A 20,257-nucleotide genomic window follows, 5' to 3' on the forward strand; every position below is an offset into this window, starting at 1 on the left:
GTGAAGCGCCACCTCGTCTCCGCCGCCGACCTCACCCGCGACGACGCGCTGCTGATCCTGGACACCGCCGAGGAGCTGGCCCAGCTCTCCGGACGGGCCGTCAAGAAGCTGCCCACGCTCCGTGGTCGAACGGTCGTCAACCTCTTCTTCGAGGACTCCACCCGCACCAAGACCTCCTTCGAGGTCGCCGAGAAGCGGCTCTCCGCCGACGTCATCAACTTCTCCGCCAAGGGCTCCTCGGTCTCCAAGGGCGAGAGCCTCAAGGACACCGCCCTCACCCTGCAGGCGATGGGTGCCGACGCGGTCGTCATCCGGCACCACGCCTCGGGCGCACCCGCCCGGCTGGCCCAGTCCGACTGGCTGCACGGCAGCGTCATCAACGCCGGTGACGGCACCCACGAGCACCCCACCCAGGCCCTGCTCGACGCCTTCACCATGCGTCGCCACCTCAACCCCGGCACGGGGCACGACCTGGCCGGCCGCCGGGTGACCATCGTCGGCGACGTCCTGCACAGCCGGGTCGCCCGCTCCAACGTGCACCTGCTCACCACCCTCGGCGCCCAGGTCACCTTCGTCGCCCCGCCGACGCTGCTGCCGATCGGCATCGAGAACTGGCCCTGCGAGGTCAGCTACGACCTGGAGAGCGTGCTCCCCAAGACCGACGCGCTGATGATGCTCCGGGTGCAGCGCGAGCGGATGAACGCCGCCTTCTTCCCGACCGAGCGCGAGTACAGCCGCCGCTACGGCCTGGACGGCACCCGGATGGCGCAGCTGCCCGAGCACGCCATCGTGATGCACCCCGGCCCGATGGTCCGCGGCATGGAGATCACCGCCGAGGTCGCCGACTCGCCGCGCTGCACCGTGGTCGAGCAGGTCGCCAACGGCGTCTCGATCCGGATGGCCGTCCTCTACCTCCTGCTCGGCGGAGCCACCCTCGCCGACGCCCGCACCGAATCCGTGGAGACCGCCCAGTGACCACCTACCTGATCCGCAACGCCCAGATCCTCGGCGGCGACCCGCAGGACCTCCACATCGCCGACGGCGTCATCAAGGAGATCGGCACCGGCCTGCAGGCCGAGGCCGACATCGACATCGACGCCACCGGCCTGGTGGTGCTGCCCGGCCTGGTCGACCTCCACACCCACCTGCGCGAGCCCGGCCGCGAGGACGCCGAGACCGTGCTGACCGGCACCCAGGCCGCCGCCAAGGGCGGCTTCACCGCCGTCCACGCGATGGCCAACACCTTCCCGGTGGCCGACACCGCCGGTGTGGTCGAGCAGGTCTGGCGGCTCGGCCAGGAGTCCGGCTACTGCGACGTGCAGCCGGTCGGCGCCGTCACCGTCGGCCTGGAGGGCAAGAAGCTCGCCGAGCTGGGCGCCATGCACGATTCCGCGGCCGGCGTCCGGGTCTTCTCCGACGACGGCAAGTGCGTCGACGACGCCGTCATCATGCGCCGCGCGCTGGAGTACGTGAAGGCCTTCGACGGCGTCGTCGCCCAGCACGCCCAGGAGCCGCGGCTCACCGAGGCCGCCCAGATGAACGAGGGCCAGGTCTCCGGCGAGCTCGGCCTCGGCGGCTGGCCGGCCGTGGCGGAGGAGGCGATCATCGCCCGTGACGTGCTGCTCGCCGCGCACGTCGGCTCCCGCCTGCACGTCTGCCACGTCTCCACGGCCGGCTCGGTCGAGATCATCCGCTGGGCCAAGGCCAAGGGCTGGGACGTCACCGCCGAGGTGACCCCGCACCACCTGCTGCTCACCGACGAGCTGGTCCGCAGCTACGACCCGGTGTACAAGGTGAACCCGCCGCTGCGCACCGCCGAGGACGTCCAGGCCCTGCGCAAGGCGCTGGCCGACGGCACGATCGACGCCGTCGCCACCGACCACGCGCCGCACCCGGCCGAGGACAAGGACTGCGAGTGGGCCGTGGCCGCGATGGGCATGGTCGGCCTGGAGACCGCGCTCTCGGTGGTCCAGCAGACCATGGTCGAGACCGGCCTGCTGAACTGGGAGGGCGTCGCCGACCGGATGTCGCACCGCCCGGCGCGGATCGGCCGTCTCACCGGCCACGGACGGCCGATCTCGGTGGGTGAGCCGGCGAACCTGGTGCTCTTCGATCCCGCGTACCGTGGTGCCGTGAACCCCGAGAGCTTCGCCACCCGCAGCCGCAACACCCCCTACAAGGGCCTCGACCTGCCCGGACGGGTGCACGCCACCTTCCTCCGCGGCATCGCCACCGTGCTCGCCGGCGAGCTGGTCGAGCAGGGCGGGCTGGCGTGACCGGGCTCACCCGGCTCGCCCAGGAACAGGCCAAGGTCACCAACTGGCCCGGGTACATCGGCTGGGCCGTCGGCCTGCTGATCGTGATCGGCCTCGTCTACTGGCTGATGCGGCAGGGCTGGAACTGGCGGCGCACGCTGCAGTCCGGCATTCCGCCGCTTCCCGCCGTGCCGGAGCGCGCCGGCCGGACCATCCTGGAGACCAGCGGCCGGTACCACGGCAGCACCACGGCCGGGAACTGGCTGGACCGGGTCGTCGCGCACGGCCTGGGCACCCGCAGCCGCGCCGACCTGACCCTCGGCGAGGACGGCCTGCTGGTGCGGCGCCCCGGTGACGTCGACTTCTGGATCCCGGCGGAGCACCTGACCGGTGCCCGGACGGACTCCGGGATCGCCGGCAAGGTCGTCCCGTCCGGACTGCTCGTCGTGACCTGGACGCACGAGGGCACCGCGCTGGACTCCGGTTTCCGGGCCGACCACCCCGATGAGCACGCCGCCTGGGTCGAGGCGGTCGCTCAGCTCGCAACACGTACGAAGACGAAGACGGAAGAGGCCACTCGATGACCGCACCTGCCCCCACCCCGCAGCGCTTGAGGCGGGAGCGCGTGCCCGCCGTGCTCGTCCTGGAGGACGGCCGGACCTTCCGCGGCCAGGCCTACGGCGCGACGGGCGAGACGTTCGGCGAGGCGGTCTTCAACACCGGCATGTCCGGCTACCAGGAGACCCTCACCGACCCGTCGTACCACCGTCAGGTGGTCGTGATGACCGCCCCGCAGATCGGGAACACCGGCTGGAACGACGAGGACGACGAGTCCAAGCAGATCTGGGTCGCCGGCTACGTCGTCCGCGACCCCGCCCGCGTGCCGTCCAACTGGCGCTCGCGCCGGTCGCTGGACGAGGAGCTGGCCAGCCAGGGCATCGTCGGCATCAGCGGCATCGACACCCGCGCGCTCACCCGGCACCTGCGCGAGCGCGGCGCCATGCGCTGCGGCATCTTCTCGGGCAAGGCGGTGGCGGACGACGCCGCGCTGCTGGCCCGGGTGCAGCAGTCGCCGGAGATGAAGGGCGCCGACCTCTGCGCCGAGGTCGCCACCACCGAGCCCTACGTCGTGCCCGCGATCGGTGAGAAGAGGTTCACCGTCGCCGCCCTCGACCTCGGCATCAAGGCGATGACCCCGCAGCGGATGGCCGAGCGCGGCATCGAGGTGCACGTCCTGCCGGCCAACGCCACGATCGAGGACGTCTACGCGGTCGCCCCCGACGGGGTCTTCTTCTCGAACGGCCCGGGCGACCCGGCCACCGCCGACCACCAGGTCGAGGTGGCGAAGGGCGTCCTGGAGCGCAGGACCCCGTTCTTCGGCATCTGCTTCGGCAACCAGATCCTCGGCCGGGCGCTGGGCTTCGGCACCTACAAGCTCAAGTACGGCCACCGCGGCATCAACCAGCCGGTGCAGGACCGCACCACCGGCAAGGTCGAGGTCACCGCGCACAACCACGGCTTCGCCGTGAACGCACCGCTGGACAAGGTCAGCGACACCCCGTTCGGGCGCGTCGAGGTCTCCCACGTCTGCCTCAACGACGACGTGGTCGAGGGCCTGCAGGCGCTCGACGTCCCCGCCTTCAGCGTGCAGTACCACCCCGAAGCGGCCGCCGGCCCGCACGACGCCGCGTACCTGTTCGACCGCTTCGTGAAGCTCATGGAGGGCCAGCGTGCCTAAGCGCAGTGACATCAAGTCCGTCCTGGTGATCGGCTCCGGCCCGATCGTCATCGGCCAGGCCGCCGAGTTCGACTACTCGGGCACGCAGGCCTGCCGGGTGCTCAAGGCCGAGGGCCTGCGGGTCGTCCTGGTCAACTCGAACCCGGCCACGATCATGACCGACCCGGAGATCGCCGACGCCACCTACGTCGAGCCGATCACCCCGGAGTTCGTCGAGAAGATCATCGCCAAGGAGCGTCCGGACGCCCTGCTGCCGACCCTCGGCGGGCAGACCGCGCTCAACACCGCGATCTCCCTGCACGCAGCCGGGACGCTGGACAAGTACGGCGTCGAGCTGATCGGCGCCGACGTCGTGGCGATCAACAAGGGCGAGGACCGCGACCTCTTCAAGGGTGTCGTCGAGGCCGTCAACCGGAAGATCGGGCACGGCGAGTCCGCCCGCTCGGTCATCTGCCACACCATGGACGAGGTGCTGGCCGGCGTCGACACCCTCGGCGGCTACCCGGTCGTGGTCCGCCCCTCCTTCACCATGGGCGGCGCCGGCTCCGGCTTCGCCCACAACGAGGAGGACCTGCGCCGGATCGCCGGCCAGGGCCTGACCCTCTCGCCGACCACCGAGGTGCTCCTGGAGGAGTCCATCCTCGGCTGGAAGGAGTACGAGCTGGAGCTGATGCGCGACAAGAACGACAACGTCGTGGTCGTCTGCTCCATCGAGAACTTCGACCCGATGGGCGTGCACACCGGTGACTCGATCACCGTCGCCCCGGCGATGACGCTCACCGACCGCGAGTACCAGATCCTGCGCGACATCGGCATCGCCGTCATCCGCGAGGTCGGCGTCGACACCGGCGGCTGCAACATCCAGTTCGCCGTCAACCCGGTCGACGGCCGGGTCATCGTCATCGAGATGAACCCGCGCGTCTCCCGCTCCTCGGCGCTCGCGTCCAAGGCCACCGGCTTCCCGATCGCCAAGATCGCCGCGAAGCTCGCCGTCGGCTACACCCTGGACGAGATCCCCAACGACATCACCGAGGAGACCCCGGCCTCCTTCGAGCCCACCCTCGACTACGTCGTGGTGAAGGTGCCGCGGTTCGCGTTCGAGAAGTTCCCGAGCGCCGACGCGACGCTGACCACCACCATGAAGTCGGTCGGCGAGGCCATGGCACTCGGCCGCAACTTCCCCGAGGCGCTCAACAAGGCTCTTCGCTCGCTGGAGAAGAAGGGCTCCCAGTTCACCTGGACCGGCCCGGTCGGCGACAAGGCCGCGCTGCTGGAGAAGGCCGTCGTCCCGACGGACGGCCGGATCAACACCGTCATGGAGGCCATCCGGGCCGGCGCCACCCCGGAGGAGGTGTTCGAGGCCACCAAGATCGACCCGTGGTTCGTCGACCAGCTCTTCCTGCTGGACGAGATCGCCGGCGAGCTGGCCGAGGCCTCCGAGCTCACCCCCGAGCTGCTGCGCCACGCCAAGCGGCACGGCTTCTCCGACCAGCAGATCGGCGAGATCCGCGGTCTGCGGCCCGACGTCGTCCGCGAGGTCCGGCACGCGCTCGGCATCCGCCCGGTCTTCAAGACCGTCGACACCTGCGCCGCCGAGTTCGCCGCCAAGACCCCGTACTTCTACTCGTCCTACGACGAGGAGAGCGAGGTCGCCCCGCGGACCAAGCCCGCCGTGATCATCCTCGGCTCCGGCCCGAACCGCATCGGCCAGGGCATCGAGTTCGACTACTCCTGCGTGCACGCCTCCTTCGCGCTGGCCGACGCCGGGTACGAGACCGTGATGGTCAACTGCAACCCGGAGACCGTCTCCACCGACTACGACACCTCCGACCGGCTCTACTTCGAGCCGCTCACCCTGGAGGACGTGCTGGAGATCGTCCACGCCGAGCAGCAGGCCGGACCGCTGGCCGGCGTCATCGTCCAGCTCGGCGGCCAGACCCCGCTCGGCCTGGCCCAGGCGCTCAAGGACAACGGCGTGCCGATCGTCGGCACCCAGCCCGAGGCGATCGACCTCGCCGAGGAGCGCGGCGCCTTCGGCCGCGTGCTGCGCGAGGCCGGCCTGCCCGCCCCCAAGCACGGCACCGCCTTCTCCTTCGACGAGGCCAAGTCGATCGCCGACGAGATCGGCTACCCCGTCCTGGCCCGCCCGTCGTACGTCCTCGGCGGCCGCGGCATGGAGATCGTCTACGACGAGGCCTCGCTCGCCTCCTACCTGGAGCGGCACGCCGGTCTGATCTCCGAGCACCCGGTGCTGATCGACCGCTTCCTCGACGACGCGGTGGAGATCGACGTCGACGCGCTCTACGACGGCACCGAGCTCTACCTCGGCGGCGTCATGGAGCACATCGAGGAGGCCGGCATCCACTCCGGCGACTCCGCCTGCGCGCTGCCCCCGATCACCCTCGGCGGCTACGACATCAAGCGGCTGCGCGCCTCCACCGAGGCGATCGCCCGCGGCGTCGGCGTGCGCGGCCTGATCAACATCCAGTTCGCCCTCTCCGGCGACATCCTCTACGTGCTGGAGGCCAACCCGCGCGCCTCCCGCACCGTGCCGTTCACCTCCAAGGCCACCGCGGTGCCGCTGGCCAAGGCGGCGGCCCGGGTCTCGCTCGGCGCCACCATCGCCGAGCTGCGCGCCGAGGGCCTGCTCCCGGCCGAGGGCGACGGCGGCACGCTGCCCGCGGACTGCCCGATCTCCGTCAAGGAGGCCGTGATGCCGTGGAGCCGCTTCCGCGACGTCCACGGCCGCGGTGTGGACACCGTGCTCGGCCCGGAGATGCGCTCCACCGGCGAGGTCATGGGCATCGACAAGGTCTTCGGCACGGCGTACGCCAAGTCGCAGTCCGGTGCCTACGGCGCGCTGCCGACCAAGGGCAAGGTCTTCGTGTCGGTCGCCAACCGGGACAAGCGCAACCTGGTGTTCCCGGCCCGCGCGCTGGTCGGCCTCGGCTTCGAGCTGCTCGCCACCGCCGGCACCGCCGAGGTGCTGCAGCGCGGCGGCATCCCCGCCACCGTGGTGCGCAAGCACAGCGAGGGCGAGGGCCCGAACGGCGAGCGGACCATCGTCCAGCTGATCCACGACGGCGAGGTCGACCTGATCATCAACACGCCGTACGGCACCGGCGGACGCCTCGACGGCTACGAGATCCGCACCGCCGCCGTCGCGCGCGCCGTGCCCTGCCTGACCACCGTCCAGGCCATGGGCGCCGCGGTCCAGGGCATCGACGCGCTGCTGCGCGACGAGGTCGGGGTGATGTCGCTCCAGGAGCACGCCGAGCTGATCAACGCCGGCCGCAAGTAGGACCGCCGCAGTGGGGGGCACCGAACCGCCGGGTGCCCCCCACTTCCATGCCCACCCTCCCCGGCCCCTCGGCCGGGGGTACCCAGGCCCGCCGCCACCCTTCTGCCGATGGGCTGCGCCCGCCCCGATGGAGCAAGCCTTGTACAAGCTGCTGTTCGACCTCGTCTTCAAGAAGATGGACCCCGAGAAGGCCCACCACCTGGCCTTCTTCTGGATCCGGCTCGCCTCCTCGGTGCCCGGCCTGCGCACCCTGGTCCGGCTGGTGCTCGCCCCGCGCGACCGCGCGCTGCGCACCAGCGCGCTCGGCCTCGACCTGCCCGGCCCGTTCGGCCTGGCGGCCGGCTTCGACAAGAACGGCGTCGGCATCGACGGCCTGGCGATGATCGGCTTCGACTACATCGAGATCGGCACCATCACCGGCGAGCCCCAGCCGGGCAACCCCGCCCCGCGCCTGTTCCGGCTGATCGAGGACCGCGCCCTGGTCAACCGGATGGGCTTCAACAACCAGGGCTCGGCCCGGGTCGCCGCCCGCCTCGCCCGGCGCCCCCACACCAGCTCCACCCCGGTGGTCGGCATCAACATCGGCAAGACCAAGGTCGTCGAGGAGGCCGACGCGATCGGCGACTACGTGAAGTCCACCGAGCGGCTGGCCAGGTACGCCGACTACCTGGTGGTCAACGTCAGCTCCCCGAACACCCCCGGCCTGCGCAACCTCCAGGCCGTCTCCCACCTGGGCCCGCTGCTCAGCGCCGTCCGCGAGGCCGCCGACCGCTCCACCGCGCACCACGTGCCGCTCCTGGTCAAGATCGCCCCCGACCTGGCCGACGAGGACGTCGACGCGGTCGCCGACCTCGCCCTGGAGCTGGGCCTGGACGGCATCATCGCCACCAACACCACGATCGGCCGCGAGGGCCTGCGCACCCCCGCCGCCCGGATCGAGGAGATCGGCATGGGCGGCCTCTCCGGCGCCCCGCTCAAGGCCCGCGCCCTGGAGGTGCTGCAGCGCCTGCGCGCCCGTACCGAGGGCCGGCTGGTGCTGGTCTCGGTCGGCGGCATCGAGACCGCCGAGGACGCGTGGCAGCGGATCATCCACGGCGCCGACCTGGTCCAGGGCTACAGCGCCTTCATCTACCAGGGCCCGTTCTGGTGCCGCCGCATCCACAAGGGCCTCTCCGCGAAGGTCCGGGCGGGCGGCTTCCGCAACCTGGCGGCCGCCGTCGGCAGCGCCAAGGCCTCCTCCTGAACCCCCGCCAGGCGAATCCCCGCTCCACCCCCGGAAAGGACGTCATGACCCTCGCCCCCTTCGGCGCCCGGCTGCGCCAGGCCCTCGACACCCGCGGCCAGCTCTGCGTCGGCATCGACCCGCACGCCTCCCTGCTCGCCGCCTGGGGCCTGGAGGACTCCGTGGCGGGCCTGGAGACCTTCAGCCGCACCGTGGTCGAGGCGCTGGCCGACCGGGTGGCCGTGCTCAAGCCGCAGGCCGCCTTCTTCGAGCGCTTCGGCTCCAAGGGCGTCGCGGTGCTGGAGAAGTCCGTCGAGGAGGCCCGTGCGGCCGGCGCGCTGGTCCTGATGGACGCCAAGCGCGGCGACATCGGCTCCACCATGGCCGCCTACGCCGAGGCCTTCCTGGCCCAGGGCAGCCCGCTGTTCTCCGACGCCGTCACCGTCAGCCCCTACCTCGGCTTCGGCTCGCTGCGCCCGGCGCTCGACCTGGCCGCGGCCAACGGCGCGGGCGTCTTCGCGCTGGCGCTCACCTCCAACCCCGAGGGCGCCGAGGTGCAGCGCGCCGTCGGCGCGGACGGCGAGCCGGTGGCGGCCTCGGTGCTGCGCCAGCTGGCGGCCGAGAACGCCGGCGCCGAGCCGCTCGGCTCCTTCGGCGCGGTGGTCGGCGCGACGCTGGCGGACGCCGGCGTGGACCTGGCGATCAACGGCCCGCTGCTCGCCCCCGGGATCGGCGCCCAGGGCGCCACGATGGCCGACCTGCCCCGGGTCTTCGGCTCCTCGGTGCGCAACGTGGTCCCGAGCGTCAGCCGGGACGTGCTCAAGCACGGCCCCTCGGCGCCGGCCCTGCGGGCGGCGGCCGACCGGTTCGTCCAGGAGTACGCGGACGCGGTGAAGTGAGCCGGTGACCCTCCGCAGTGGCGTGAGGGGGCGGTGCAGGTCGGGGCACCCGACGTGAGCGCCGTCACACCACCCCCGCGAAAGGGCCCGAAACGGGGTCGTTTTGCCCGGTAAAGTCCTGGTCGGCCTTGGCTGACCAGGACTTTTCGTGTTCTTTTCCTGACGTGGCGCCGCAATCCGGGTAGTGTCCGGCGATAGGTCATCGAAGAACGGCGATTCCCGCTGCTCTCGCAGGTCAGAGCCGTCGGCATCCCCTGCGGCCGGTGGCCGAGGAACCAAACCAGTCATAGCTCAATCCCTTCCTTCCACACCCTGAGGTGAACGGCGTGGCTCTTCCGCCCCTTACCCCTGAACAGCGCACCGCCGCGCTCGCCAAGGCCGCCGAGGCTCGCCGGGAGCGCGCCGAGGTCAAGAACCGGCTCAAGCACTCCGGCGCCTCCCTGCACGAGGTGATCAAGGCCGGCAAGGCCGACAACGACGTCATCGGCAAGATGAAGGTCTCGGCCCTGCTGGAGTCCCTGCCCGGCGTCGGCAAGGTCCGGGCCAAGCAGATCATGGAACGCCTCGGCATCAGCGAGAGCCGCCGCGTCCGTGGTCTCGGCACGAACCAGATCGCCTCCCTGGAGCGGGAGTTCGGCGGCGGTGCCGCCTGACCGTGCCCCCGTGGTCCCGGGATCGTCCGCGATCCGGGATAATCGGTGCATGAGTGAGCGTCCGCGGCTGACCGTGCTCTCCGGCCCCTCGGGGGTCGGCAAGAGCACGGTCGTCGCTCATATGAGGAAGAAGCACCCCGAGGTCTGGCTCTCGGTGTCGGCGACGACCCGCCACCCGAGGCCCGGCGAGCAGAACGGGGTCCAGTACCACTTCGTCGACAACGACGAGTTCGACAAGCTGATCGCCAACGGCGAACTGCTGGAGTGGGCCGTCTTCGCCGGCAACCGCTATGGCACCCCCCGCTCGGCCGTGCTGGAGAAGCTGGAGCGCGGCGAGCCCGTCCTGCTGGAGATCGACCTGCAGGGCGCCCGCCAGGTGCGCGAGTCGATGCCCGACGCCCAGCTGGTCTTCCTGGCCCCGCCGAGCTGGGACGAGCTGGTCCGCCGGCTGACCGGCCGCGGCACCGAGCCGCAGGACGTGATCGCGAAGCGCCTGGAGGCCGCCAAGGTCGAGCTGGCCGCCGAGCCCGAGTTCGACACGACCCTGGTCAACACCTCCGTCGAGCAGGTGGCGGCCGAACTGCTAGCCTTGCTCGGTGTAGGCTGACCTGTCTGTGTTTTCCACCCTTTCGGAAGGTTTTCGCGTGTCCTCTTCCATGACCGCGCCCGAGGGCATCATCAACCCGCCGATCGACGAGCTGCTCGAGGCCACCGACTCCAAGTACAGCCTCGTGATCTACGCCGCCAAGCGCGCGCGGCAGATCAACGCCTACTACTCGCAGCTCGGTGAGGGCCTGCTGGAGTACGTCGGCCCGCTGGTCGACACCCACGTGCACGAGAAGCCGCTGTCGATCGCGCTGCGCGAGATCAACGCGGGCATGCTGACCGCCGAGGCGGTCGAGGCGGCCTGAGCCGGTGCCTTCTGCGAAGGGCCCGTCGGACTCGTTCCGACGGGCCCTTCGGCGTTCCCGGCCCCGTCCGCGCGCCGGCTCCGGCCGGTGTGCGGGGCACCACAGTGCAGGTGCTCGCCGGAGGGCCGTAGGGTGAGCACGTCCCGAGCGAGGAGAGATGGGGAGCATGAGCGCGAGCACGGACGCGAGCACTGACCGGGCGGACGCCCCGCGCGTCGTCCTCGGCGTCAGCGGGGGCATCGCCGCGTACAAGGCGTGCGAGGTGCTGCGGCGCTTCACCGAGTCCGGCCACCAGGTCACCGTGGTGCCCACCGAGGCCGCACTGCACTTCGTCGGCGAGGCCACCTGGGCCGCGCTCTCCGGCCGCCCGGCCGCCACCGAGACCTGGGACCGCGTGCACGAGGTGCCGCACGTGCGGATCGGGCAGAACGCCGACCTGGTCGTGGTCGCCCCCGCCACCGCCGACCTGATGGCCAAGGCCGCCCACGGCCTCGCCGACGACCTGCTCACCAACACCCTGCTCACCGCGCGCTGCCCGGTCGTCCTCGCGCCGGCGATGCACACCGAGATGTGGGAGCACCCGGCCACCCGGGAGAACGTCGCCACCCTGCGCCGCCGGGGCGTGATCGTGCTGGAGCCCGCCGTCGGCCGGCTGACCGGCAAGGACACCGGCAAGGGGCGGCTGCCCGAGCCGTCCGCGATCTTCGACGCCTGCCGGGCGGTGCTGCGCCGCGGCGGGCCGGTGGCCACCGACCTGGCCGGCCGGCACGTCGTCGTCTCGGCGGGCGGCACCCGGGAGCCGCTGGACCCGGTGCGCTTCCTCGGCAACCGCTCCTCCGGCAAGCAGGGCTACGCGCTCGCCACGACCGCCGCCGCCCGCGGCGCCCGCGTGACGTTGGTCTCGGCCAACGCCGAGCTGCCCGACCCGGCCGGGGTCGACGTGGTGCACGTGTCGACCGCGCTGGAGCTGCGCGAGGCGGCGCTGAAGGCCGCCGCGGACGCGGACGCCGTGGTCATGGCCGCGGCGGTCGCCGACTTCCGGCCCGCGGAGTACGCCACCGGCAAGATCAAGAAGGTGGAGGGGGTCGAACCGGCGCCCGTCGCGCTGGTGCGCAACCCCGACGTCCTGGCGGAGATCTCCGCCCACCGCCCCCGTTCGGCCCAGCTCGTCGTCGGTTTCGCGGCGGAGACCGACGACGTGCTCGCCAACGGCCGCGCCAAGCTCGCCCGCAAGGGCTGCGACCTGCTGGTCGTCAACGAGGTCGGCAACGGCAAGGCGTTCGGCCAGGACGTCAACGAGGCCGTCGTGCTGGGCGCGGACGGCAGCGAGACGCCCGTTCCGGTGGGGCCCAAGGAAGCCCTCGCCGACGTCGTCTGGGACCTGGTCGCCGAACGGCTGAATCCGGTCGCGGACTGATCTCGTAGGGTGGATGTTCGGTCTCCAATTCCGGAATCGCGTGCCGATTGTCGGTAGCTGACCGTTACACTCCAGGAATCAAGTCTTTCCGGATGTCCCCGGTTCGCCGGGGGCCTTCAGTCAGCAGCCGCTGCAACCCCAGGGAGCGCTGTGTCTCGCCGCCTGTTCACCTCGGAGTCCGTGACCGAGGGACACCCCGACAAGATCGCTGACCAGATCAGCGACACCATCCTTGACGCGCTTCTGCGCGAGGACCCGACCTCCCGGGTCGCCGTGGAGACGCTCATCACCACCGGCCAGGTGCACGTGGCCGGCGAGGTGACCACCAAGGCGTACGCGCCGATCGCCCAGCTCGTCCGGGACAAGATCCTGGAGATCGGCTACGACAGCTCCAAGAAGGGCTTCGACGGCGCCTCCTGCGGCGTCTCGGTGTCCATCGGTGCGCAGTCGCCCGACATCGCCCAGGGCGTCGACACCGCGTACGAGGCGCGCGTCGAGGGCGACGAGGACGACCTGGACAAGCAGGGCGCCGGCGACCAGGGCCTGATGTTCGGCTACGCCTCGGACGAGACCCCCGAGCTGATGCCGCTGCCGATCACCCTGGCGCACCGGCTCTCGCACCGCCTCTCCGAGGTCCGCAAGAACGGGACCATCCCGTACCTGCGCCCCGACGGCAAGACCCAGGTCACCATCGAGTACGACGGCGACAAGGCCGTCCGCCTCGACACCGTGGTCGTCTCCTCGCAGCACGCCAGTGACATCGACCTGGACTCGCTGCTCACCCCGGACATCCGCGAGTTCGTCGTCGAGCCGGAGCTGAAGGCGCTCGCCGACCAGGGCATCAAGCTGGTGACCGAGGGCTACCGGCTGCTGGTCAACCCGACCGGCCGCTTCGAGATCGGCGGCCCGATGGGCGACGCCGGCCTCACCGGCCGCAAGATCATCATCGACACCTACGGCGGCATGGCCCGCCACGGCGGCGGCGCCTTCTCCGGCAAGGACCCGTCCAAGGTGGACCGCTCGGCCGCGTACGCGATGCGCTGGGTGGCGAAGAACATCGTCGCCGCCGGCCTCGCCCGCCGTGCCGAGGTCCAGGTCGCGTACGCGATCGGCAAGGCCGAGCCGGTCGGCCTCTTCGTGGAGACCTTCGGCACCGAGACCGTGCCGGTCCTCACGATCCAGAAGGCCGTCTCCGAGGTGTTCGACCTCCGCCCGGCCGCGATCATCCGCGACCTCGACCTGCTGCGCCCGATCTACGCCCAGACCGCCGCGTACGGCCACTTCGGCCGTGAGCTGCCGGACTTCACCTGGGAGCGGACCGACCGCGTCGAGCACCTGAAGAAGGCCGTGCAGGACTGATCACCCGGTCCGCCCGTCCGCAGGCGGCGGCCACCGCACCCGGTGGCCGCCGCCTGCGGCGTCTGCGCACGGTGTCGGTCCGACCTGGTAGTACTTGGTAACGATGAGCAGCACAGGGGAGAACGGGGCGGCCGAGCCGGAGCAGCTCGCGTTCATCCGGGAGACGGTCAAGCGCGCCAAGCCGCGGACGTGGCGCGGCGCCAAGCGGGCCGAGCACCTGCCGGTCGCCCGGGTCGTGGTCGACAAGGGCGTGCTGACCATCGACAAGTTCTTCGACTACGAGGTGCCCGCCGCGATGGCGGACGAGGCGCAGCCCGGCGCCCGGGTCCGGGTCCGGTTCGGCGCCCGGGTGGTGAAGGGCCAGCGCGAGGGCGGTGAGCTGCACGACGGCTTCATCGTCGCGCGGCTGGAGAAGAGCGACTTCCCCGGTCCGCTGGCGCCGCTCGCCCAGGTGCTCTCGCCCGAGCCGGTGCTCACCCCGCCGCTGCTGCGGCTCTGCCGCACCGTGGCCGACCGGTACGCCGGCACCCTGGCGGACGTGCTGCAACTGGCCGTCCCGCCCCGGCACGCCAAGGCCGAGGCCGAGCCCTCTCCGCCGCCCCGGCCCCGGCCGCCGGAGCCGGCGCCCGGCGGCTGGTCGCGCTACCCGGCCGGCCCGGACTTCCTCGCCTCGCTGGCCGGCGGCGGCTCGCCGCGCGCGGTCTGGACGGCGCTGCCCGGGCCCGGCTGGCCGTACGAGATCGCCCGTGCCGTCGCGGCCACCCTGGCGGGCGGGCGCGGCGCGCTGGTCGTCCTGCCGGACGGCCGGTCGGTGGCCCGGGTCGACCGGGCGCTGACCGAACTGCTGGGGGAGGGCATGCACGCCACCCTGGCGGCCGACCTCGGCCCGCGGGAGCGCTACCGGCGCTGGCTGGCGGTCAGCCGCGGCTCGGTCCACGCGGCCGTCGGTACCCGGGCGGCGATGTTCGCGCCGGTGCGCGACCTCGGCCTGGTGGTCGTCTGGTCCGACGGTGACGGCAGCCACAGCGATCCGCGCGCCCCGCACCCGCACGTGCGCGAGGTGGCGCTGCTGCGCGCAGCCGAGGAGGGCGCGGCCGTACTGCTCGGCGGGCACGCGGTGACGGTCGAGGGCGCCCAGCTGATCCGCACCGGGTGGGCCCGGCCGCTGGCCGCCGACCGGGAGACCGTGCGGCAGGTGGCGCCGCGGGTCCGCACCGTCACCGACCAGGACCAGCACCGGGACGCCGCGGCGCAGGCCGCCCGGCTGCCCTCGGTGGCCTGGGAGGCCGCCCGGGAGGCTCTGGCCAGCGGGGGTCCGGTGCTGATCCAGGTGCCGCGGCGCGGCTACGTCCCCAGGCTGGCGTGCGGGCGCTGCCGGACGCCGGCCCGCTGCCGGCGGTGCGAGGGTCCGCTGGAGGCGGCCGCCGCGGACGCGCCGCTGCAGTGCGGGTGGTGCGGCGCGGCGGAGCCGGACTGGCACTGCCCGGAGTGCGGCTCGTTCCGGCTGCGGGCCCAGGTGGTCGGCGCCCGGCGGACCGCGGAGGAGCTGGGCAAGGCGTTCCCGCGCGTGCCGGTCCGCACCTCGGGGCGGGACGCGGTGCTGGCCACCGTGCCCGACGAGCCGGCGCTGGTGATCTCCACTCCGGGCGCGGAGCCGGTGGTCGACGGCGGCGGCGGGTACGCGGCCGCGCTGCTGCTGGACGGCTGGGCGCTGCTGAGCCGCCCGGACCTGCGGGCGGGTGAGGAGACGCTGCGGCTCTGGCTGGCCGCCGCCGCGCTGGTGAAGCCGGCCACCGAGGGCGGCACCGTGGTGGTGGTCGCCGAGCCCACCGCGCGCCCGGTCCAGGCGCTGGTGCGGTGGGACCCGCTCGGCCACGCCGGGCTGGAGCTGGACGAACGGGCGCAGCTGCACTTCCCGCCGGTGTCGCGGATGGCGTCGGTCACCGGCAGTCCGGCGGCGGTGGCGGACCTGCTCGGGCTGATCCGGCTGCCCCCGGACGCGGACGTGCTGGGGCCGGTGCCGGTGCCGGCGCTGCGCGGTGAGGAGCAGGAGCGGGCGCTGCTGCGGGTGCCGCCCGGTCAGGGCGCCGCGCTGGCGGCGGCGCTCAAGGCGGCGCAGATCGCGCGGATCGCACTGCGGACGCCCGAGCCCGTGCGGGTGCGGATCGACCCCACGGACATCGGCTGAGCCGGCTCGACACGGGGCGGGCCCGATCGCCTTTGCGGTGGCCCGCTCGACGGGGGGTGGGTCGGCCTCGGGCTCCGGGTGAGCCGGCCCGGGGCCTCGGCAGGTCGGCTTCGGGTGGGTCGACGTCGGGTGGGTCGGCTTCGGCTGGGTCGACCTGGGGCTCCGGGTGGGCCGGCCTCGGGGGCCTCGGTGGGCTGGGCCGGAGCGGGGTGACGGACGGCGGGTGAGGAGCGGTCGGCTGCCCCGCTCCTCACCCGGCACCCGCCGCGGGTGGGAGCCGCCCTCACCCGCGCAGCGGGAGGCCGGTGCGGTCGAGGGGAGCCCGCTCGTGGGCGGCGCGGTCCAGCGCCGCACGGTCCAGGCCGCCCTGGCGGGCCGCCGGGACGGTCGCGGCCAGACCCGTCGGGGCCAGCCCGGTCGGGGCGGGCGCCGCGGCGGGCAGCTCCTCCGAGCGGTCCGGCCGGCCCGGCCCCGGGACCCCCGGGACGGCTGCGCCGGCCGGGGCCGGAACCCCGCCCGCCGCCAGCAGCTCGCTGGCCGGCCGGCGCATCCCGTACCGGCGGTGCACCGCCTGCTTGGTGACGCCGAGCGCCGAGCCCACCGAGTCCCAGGAGAATCCCAGCGCCCGGTCGAACTCGACCGCCGCCGCCACCAGCGTCTCGACGCTCTCGCGCAGCTCCTGCGCCAGGCGCACGGTCGGCGCCGGCGCCCGTCCGTACACCACGAACCCGGCCGAGGTGCTCGGTCGGCGCGGCCGGTAGACGTTGCCCAGTTGGGCGGTGAGCGTCCGCAGCGCGTCGACCTGCCGCCTCACCCGCTCGATGTCCCGCACCAGCAGGTGCAGGCTCGCCCGCGCCCGGGCGTCGTGGTTGATCTGCTCGGCCATGGCCTACGTGCCACCTTCCGTACGGTCAGCTCGGCCGGAGCGCGGTGTCCCGCGCGCCCCGGCCCCGGTCAATCCCACTTGACCAACGCCGGACCGGGGGCCGGGGTCACGCAGCCGGGCCAGTCGGGATATGCCAGATCCCCGGGCACGGCCGGAGCGGGCCGCCCGCGATTGCATAGACTTGCCGGTGGCCGGCCCGACGACCGGCGCAGGCACCCGGCAGACCGAACCCCCGACGACCCCCGACGGACAGGAGCCCGACCCCCGTGGCGATCCAGCCGATCCGCATCTTCGGAGACCCGGTCCTGCGGGCCACCGCCCGACCGGTGACCACCTTCGACAAGGAGCTGCGCAACCTCGTCCGGGACCTCACCGACACCATGCTCGACGCCCCCGGCGCAGGCCTGGCCGCGCCCCAACTCGGCGTCTCCCTGAGGGTGTTCACCTACCACGTGGACGGCGTCACCGGGCACCTGATCAACCCCGACCTGTCGCTCACCGAGGAGGAGCAGGAGGGCCCCGAGGGCTGCCTCTCGCTGCCCGGGCTGCGCTACGACACCAAGCGGGCCTACGGGGTGGTCGCCAAGGGCTTCAACATGTACGGCGACCCGGTCACCGTCGAGGGCACTCGACTGCTGGCCCGCTGCATCCAGCACGAGACCGACCACCTCGACGGCATCATCTTCATCGACCGCCTCGACCGCGAGCAGCGCAAGGCAGCACTGAAGGCGATCCGGGAGACCGACTGGGGCGGCGGGCCCGCGCCCGTGGTCAAGGTGTCGCCGCACAGCACCTTCGGCTCCGCCCGCTGATTCCACGCCAGTTCGCTGGCTGTTCTCCGAAGTCCCGTAAACTGAAAGGCACTTGATGCGCCTCGTGTTCGCCGGCACCCCCGAGGTCGCCGTTCCCGCCCTGGACGCCCTGCTCGCCTCCGACCGGCACGAGGTCGTCGCGGTGGTCCCCCGCCCCGACGCCCCCGCCGGCCGCGGCCGCAAGCTGGTCGCCAGCCCCGTCGCCCAGCGCGCCGAGGAGGCCGGGATCGAGGTCCTCAAGCCGGCGAAGCCCAGCGACCCGGACTTCGTCGCCCGCCTCACCGAACTCGCCCCCGACTGCTGCCCCGTGGTCGCCTACGGCGCGCTGCTGCGGCCCGGCACCCTGGAGATCCCCAAGCACGGCTGGGTGAACCTGCACTTCTCGCTGCTCCCCGCCTGGCGCGGGGCCGCCCCGGTGCAGCACGCGGTGCTGGCCGGCGACGAGGTCACCGGAGCGTCCACCTTCCTGATCGAGCAGGGCCTGGACTCCGGCCCGGTCTACGGTGTCATCACCGAGGAGGTCCGCCCCACCGACACCAGCGGCGAGCTCCTGGACCGCCTCGCGCACTCCGGTGCGCGCCTGCTCGCCGCCACCATGGACGGCATCGCCGACGGCTCCCTGCACGCCGTGCCGCAGCCCGCCGAGGGCGTCACCCTCGCGCCGAAGATCGCCGTCGAGGACGCCCGGATCGACTGGACCCACCCCGCCCTGCGGGTCGACCGCGTGGTGCGCGGCTGCGCCCCGGCCCCCGGCGCCTGGACGGTGTTCCGCGGTGAGCGGCTGAAGATCACCGGCCCGGTGAAGCTGCTGCCGGACGCGTCCGAGCTCGCCCCCGGGGAGCTGGCCGTCGGCAAGAACAGCGTCCGCGTCGGCACCGGCAGCCACGAGGTCGAGCTGGGCGAGGTGCGGCCGCAGGGCAAGAAGGCGATGCGCGCCGCGGACTGGGCGCGCGGGGCGCGGATCGAGTCCGGCGAGCGGTTCGGCGAGGGCTGACCCGCCCCGGGCCGGCGGCCCGGTCGGCCACCCGGCCGGCTCCAGCATCCCCGCACCGTCGCCCGGGGGCCCGGGCCCCGGCCGGGGGCCGGGTTTCGCGTTACTGTTCCCTTGATAACCACCGCAGCACTTTGAGGCACACAGCTATGAGCACGTCCGGTACCACCCCAGGCAGCACCACCGGCGCCAAGCGCGCGCCCCGGCCGCACCGCCGGCCGAAGAAGGACCCGGCCCGGATCGTCGCGTTCCGGGCGCTGCGCGCCGTCGACGAGCGCGACGCCTACGCCAACCTCATCCTCCCCTCGCTGCTGCGCGAGGCCGAGCAGAAGGGCATGGACCGGCGCGACGCGGCCCTCGCCACCGAGCTGGTCTACGGCACCCTGCGCCTCCAGGGCACCTACGACGCGGTCATCGCGGCCTGCATCGACCGCCCGCTCGGGAAGGTCGACCCGCCGGTGCTCGACGTGCTCTCGCTCGGCGCCCACCAGCTGCTCACCACCCGCATCCCCAGCCACGCCGCCGTCTCGGCCACCGTCGAGCTGGCCCGGGTGGTGCTCGGCGACGGCAAGGCCAAGTTCGTCAACGCCGTGCTGCGCCGGATCAGCGCCCACGACCTGGACGAGTGGATCGAACGGGTCGCCCCGCCGTACGACCAGGACGCCGAGGACCACCTCGCCGTCGTCCACTCCCACCCCCGCTGGGTCGTCTCCGCGCTCTGGGACTCGCTCGGCCGCTGGCAGCCCGACGCCTCCGGTCGCACCGCGATGGAGGAGCTGCTGCGCGCCGACAACGAGCGGCCCGAGGTCACCCTCGTCGCCCGCCCCGGCCGGGCCACCGTCGGCGAGCTGGCCGACGCCCTGCCCGAGGCCGAGACCGGCCGCTGGTCCCCCTACGCGCTCCGGCTCGCCGAGGGCGGCGACCCGGCCGGGGTGGAGGCGGTCCGGGAGAACCGGGCCGGCGTCCAGGACGAGGGCAGCCAGCTGGTCGCCCTGGCCCTCGCCGCGGCGCCGCTGGACGGGCCGGACCGGCTCTGGCTGGACGGCTGCGCCGGACCGGGCGGCAAGGCCGCACTGCTCGGGGCCCTGGCCGCCGAGCGCGGCGCCGCCCTCGTCGCCAGCGAGAAGCAGCCCCACCGGGCCCGGCTCGTCGCCCGCGCACTGCAGGGCAACCCCGGCCCCTACACCGTGATCGCCGCCGACGGCACCCGCCCGGCATGGCGCTCCGGCGGCTTCGACCGGGTGCTGGTGGACGTCCCCTGCTCCGGCCTCGGCGCGCTGCGCCGCCGCCCGGAGGCGCGGTGGCGGCGCCGGCCGGCGGACATCGCGGCGTTCGGCCCGCTCCAGCGGGACCTGCTGCGCGCGGCCGTCGAGGCCACCCGCGTCGGCGGCGTCGTGGGCTACGCGACCTGCTCGCCGCACCTGGCCGAGACGCGCGCCGTCGTGGACGACGTCCTGCGCGCCGAGGGCGGCCGGCTCGAGTGGATCGACGCCCGCCCGCTGCTGCCGGGCGTCCCCTCCCTGGGTGAAGGCCCTGACGTGCAGCTCTGGCCGCACCTGCACGGCACGGACGCGATGTACCTGGCGCTGCTGCGCCGGACGGCGTAGCAGCGGTTCGCCGGGGCG

At 73.3% G+C, this 20,257-nt stretch carries 17 protein-coding genes; 16 read left to right on the plus strand and 1 reads right to left on the minus strand.

Going from position 1 to position 20,257, the window contains the following annotated elements:
- The 13 genes from MCM47_RS12765 (at position 1) to MCM47_RS12825 (ending at position 15,943) form a co-directional block, all read left to right on the plus strand.
- Positions 1-975: an aspartate carbamoyltransferase catalytic subunit gene (locus MCM47_RS12765; RefSeq protein WP_238861662.1), complete on the plus strand. Its 975-nt coding sequence runs from the start codon at positions 1-3 to the stop codon at positions 973-975.
- Complete coding sequence (locus MCM47_RS12770) at positions 972-2,276, plus strand: dihydroorotase (protein WP_238861664.1); 1,305 nt, start codon at positions 972-974, stop codon at positions 2,274-2,276. Before MCM47_RS12765 ends, MCM47_RS12770 begins: the two co-directional genes overlap by 4 nt.
- A complete protein-coding gene (locus MCM47_RS12775) occupies positions 2,273-2,839 on the plus strand; it encodes a hypothetical protein (protein WP_238861666.1) in 567 nt (188 codons plus the stop codon). The genes MCM47_RS12770 and MCM47_RS12775 overlap by 4 nt, the downstream gene beginning before the upstream one ends.
- The gene (carA, locus tag MCM47_RS12780) at positions 2,836-3,993 is read left to right on the plus strand and encodes a glutamine-hydrolyzing carbamoyl-phosphate synthase small subunit (protein WP_238861673.1); all 1,158 of its coding nucleotides are present in this window, start codon (positions 2,836-2,838) and stop codon (positions 3,991-3,993) included. The genes MCM47_RS12775 and carA overlap by 4 nt, the downstream gene beginning before the upstream one ends.
- A complete protein-coding gene (carB, locus tag MCM47_RS12785) occupies positions 3,986-7,294 on the plus strand; it encodes a carbamoyl-phosphate synthase large subunit (RefSeq protein WP_238861674.1) in 3,309 nt (1,102 codons plus the stop codon). Before carA ends, carB begins: the two co-directional genes overlap by 8 nt.
- 139 nt (positions 7,295-7,433) lie before the next feature.
- Positions 7,434-8,537, plus strand: a complete 1,104-nt coding sequence (locus tag MCM47_RS12790) for a quinone-dependent dihydroorotate dehydrogenase (protein ID WP_238861676.1) — start codon at positions 7,434-7,436, stop codon at positions 8,535-8,537.
- A gap of 44 nt (positions 8,538-8,581) precedes the next feature.
- Positions 8,582-9,415, plus strand: a complete 834-nt coding sequence (gene pyrF / locus MCM47_RS12795) for an orotidine-5'-phosphate decarboxylase (RefSeq protein ID WP_238861678.1) — start codon at positions 8,582-8,584, stop codon at positions 9,413-9,415.
- A 326-nt stretch (positions 9,416-9,741) separates the two neighbouring features.
- Complete coding sequence (mihF, locus tag MCM47_RS12800) at positions 9,742-10,068, plus strand: integration host factor, actinobacterial type (RefSeq protein ID WP_030056187.1); 327 nt, start codon at positions 9,742-9,744, stop codon at positions 10,066-10,068.
- Positions 10,069-10,117: 49 nt separating this feature from the next.
- Entirely contained in the window at positions 10,118-10,675 is a 558-nt protein-coding gene (gene gmk, locus MCM47_RS12805) for a guanylate kinase (RefSeq protein ID WP_238861680.1), read from the plus strand.
- A gap of 37 nt (positions 10,676-10,712) precedes the next feature.
- The gene (gene rpoZ / locus MCM47_RS12810) at positions 10,713-10,979 is read left to right on the plus strand and encodes a DNA-directed RNA polymerase subunit omega (RefSeq protein ID WP_030056185.1); all 267 of its coding nucleotides are present in this window, start codon (positions 10,713-10,715) and stop codon (positions 10,977-10,979) included.
- Between the two features lie 166 nt (positions 10,980-11,145).
- Positions 11,146-12,396, plus strand: coding sequence for a bifunctional phosphopantothenoylcysteine decarboxylase/phosphopantothenate--cysteine ligase CoaBC (gene coaBC / locus MCM47_RS12815; protein WP_238861681.1), 1,251 nt, complete (start codon positions 11,146-11,148; stop codon positions 12,394-12,396).
- Positions 12,397-12,546: 150 nt separating this feature from the next.
- Positions 12,547-13,755 carry a methionine adenosyltransferase gene (gene metK / locus MCM47_RS12820; protein WP_238861682.1) on the plus strand — a complete coding sequence of 403 codons (1,209 nt, stop codon included), beginning with the start codon at positions 12,547-12,549 and terminating at the stop codon, positions 13,753-13,755.
- Between the two features lie 103 nt (positions 13,756-13,858).
- The gene (locus MCM47_RS12825) at positions 13,859-15,943 is read left to right on the plus strand and encodes a primosomal protein N' (protein ID WP_238861683.1); all 2,085 of its coding nucleotides are present in this window, start codon (positions 13,859-13,861) and stop codon (positions 15,941-15,943) included.
- 283 nt (positions 15,944-16,226) lie between these two features.
- Here the strand turns inward: MCM47_RS12825 and MCM47_RS12830 are convergent, their stop codons facing one another.
- Complete coding sequence (locus MCM47_RS12830) at positions 16,227-16,829, minus strand: hypothetical protein (protein ID WP_238861684.1); 603 nt, start codon at positions 16,827-16,829, stop codon at positions 16,227-16,229.
- Between the two features lie 266 nt (positions 16,830-17,095).
- On the opposite strand from MCM47_RS12830, the gene def reads away from it, so the two are divergent.
- The 3 genes from def (at position 17,096) to MCM47_RS12845 (ending at position 20,239) form a co-directional block, all read left to right on the plus strand.
- A complete protein-coding gene (gene def / locus MCM47_RS12835; RefSeq protein ID WP_238861685.1) occupies positions 17,096-17,641 on the plus strand; it encodes a peptide deformylase in 546 nt (181 codons plus the stop codon).
- Between the two features lie 55 nt (positions 17,642-17,696).
- Positions 17,697-18,635: a methionyl-tRNA formyltransferase gene (gene fmt, locus MCM47_RS12840; protein ID WP_238861686.1), complete on the plus strand. Its 939-nt coding sequence runs from the start codon at positions 17,697-17,699 to the stop codon at positions 18,633-18,635.
- Between the two features lie 146 nt (positions 18,636-18,781).
- Positions 18,782-20,239 carry an RsmB/NOP family class I SAM-dependent RNA methyltransferase gene (locus MCM47_RS12845; protein WP_238861687.1) on the plus strand — a complete coding sequence of 486 codons (1,458 nt, stop codon included), beginning with the start codon at positions 18,782-18,784 and terminating at the stop codon, positions 20,237-20,239.
- The last annotated feature ends 18 nt before the right edge of the window (positions 20,240-20,257 follow it).

The sequence above is a fragment of the Kitasatospora sp. A2-31 genome, assembly GCF_022288725.1.
GTDB lineage: Bacteria > Actinomycetota > Actinomycetes > Streptomycetales > Streptomycetaceae > Kitasatospora.

Coding starts and splice junctions, on each gene's coding strand:
- MCM47_RS12825 (WP_238861683.1), top strand. CDS start 13,859: ATGAGCAGCACAGGGGAGAACGGGGCGGCCGAGCCGGAGCAGCTCGCG.
- MCM47_RS12830 (WP_238861684.1), bottom strand. CDS start 16,829: ATGGCCGAGCAGATCAACCACGACGCCCGGGCGCGGGCGAGCCTGCAC.
- pyrF (WP_238861678.1), top strand. CDS start 8,582: ATGACCCTCGCCCCCTTCGGCGCCCGGCTGCGCCAGGCCCTCGACACC.
- fmt (WP_238861686.1), top strand. CDS start 17,697: ATGCGCCTCGTGTTCGCCGGCACCCCCGAGGTCGCCGTTCCCGCCCTG.
- carA (WP_238861673.1), top strand. CDS start 2,836: ATGACCGCACCTGCCCCCACCCCGCAGCGCTTGAGGCGGGAGCGCGTG.
- gmk (WP_238861680.1), top strand. CDS start 10,118: ATGAGTGAGCGTCCGCGGCTGACCGTGCTCTCCGGCCCCTCGGGGGTC.
- coaBC (WP_238861681.1), top strand. CDS start 11,146: ATGAGCGCGAGCACGGACGCGAGCACTGACCGGGCGGACGCCCCGCGC.
- MCM47_RS12845 (WP_238861687.1), top strand. CDS start 18,782: ATGAGCACGTCCGGTACCACCCCAGGCAGCACCACCGGCGCCAAGCGC.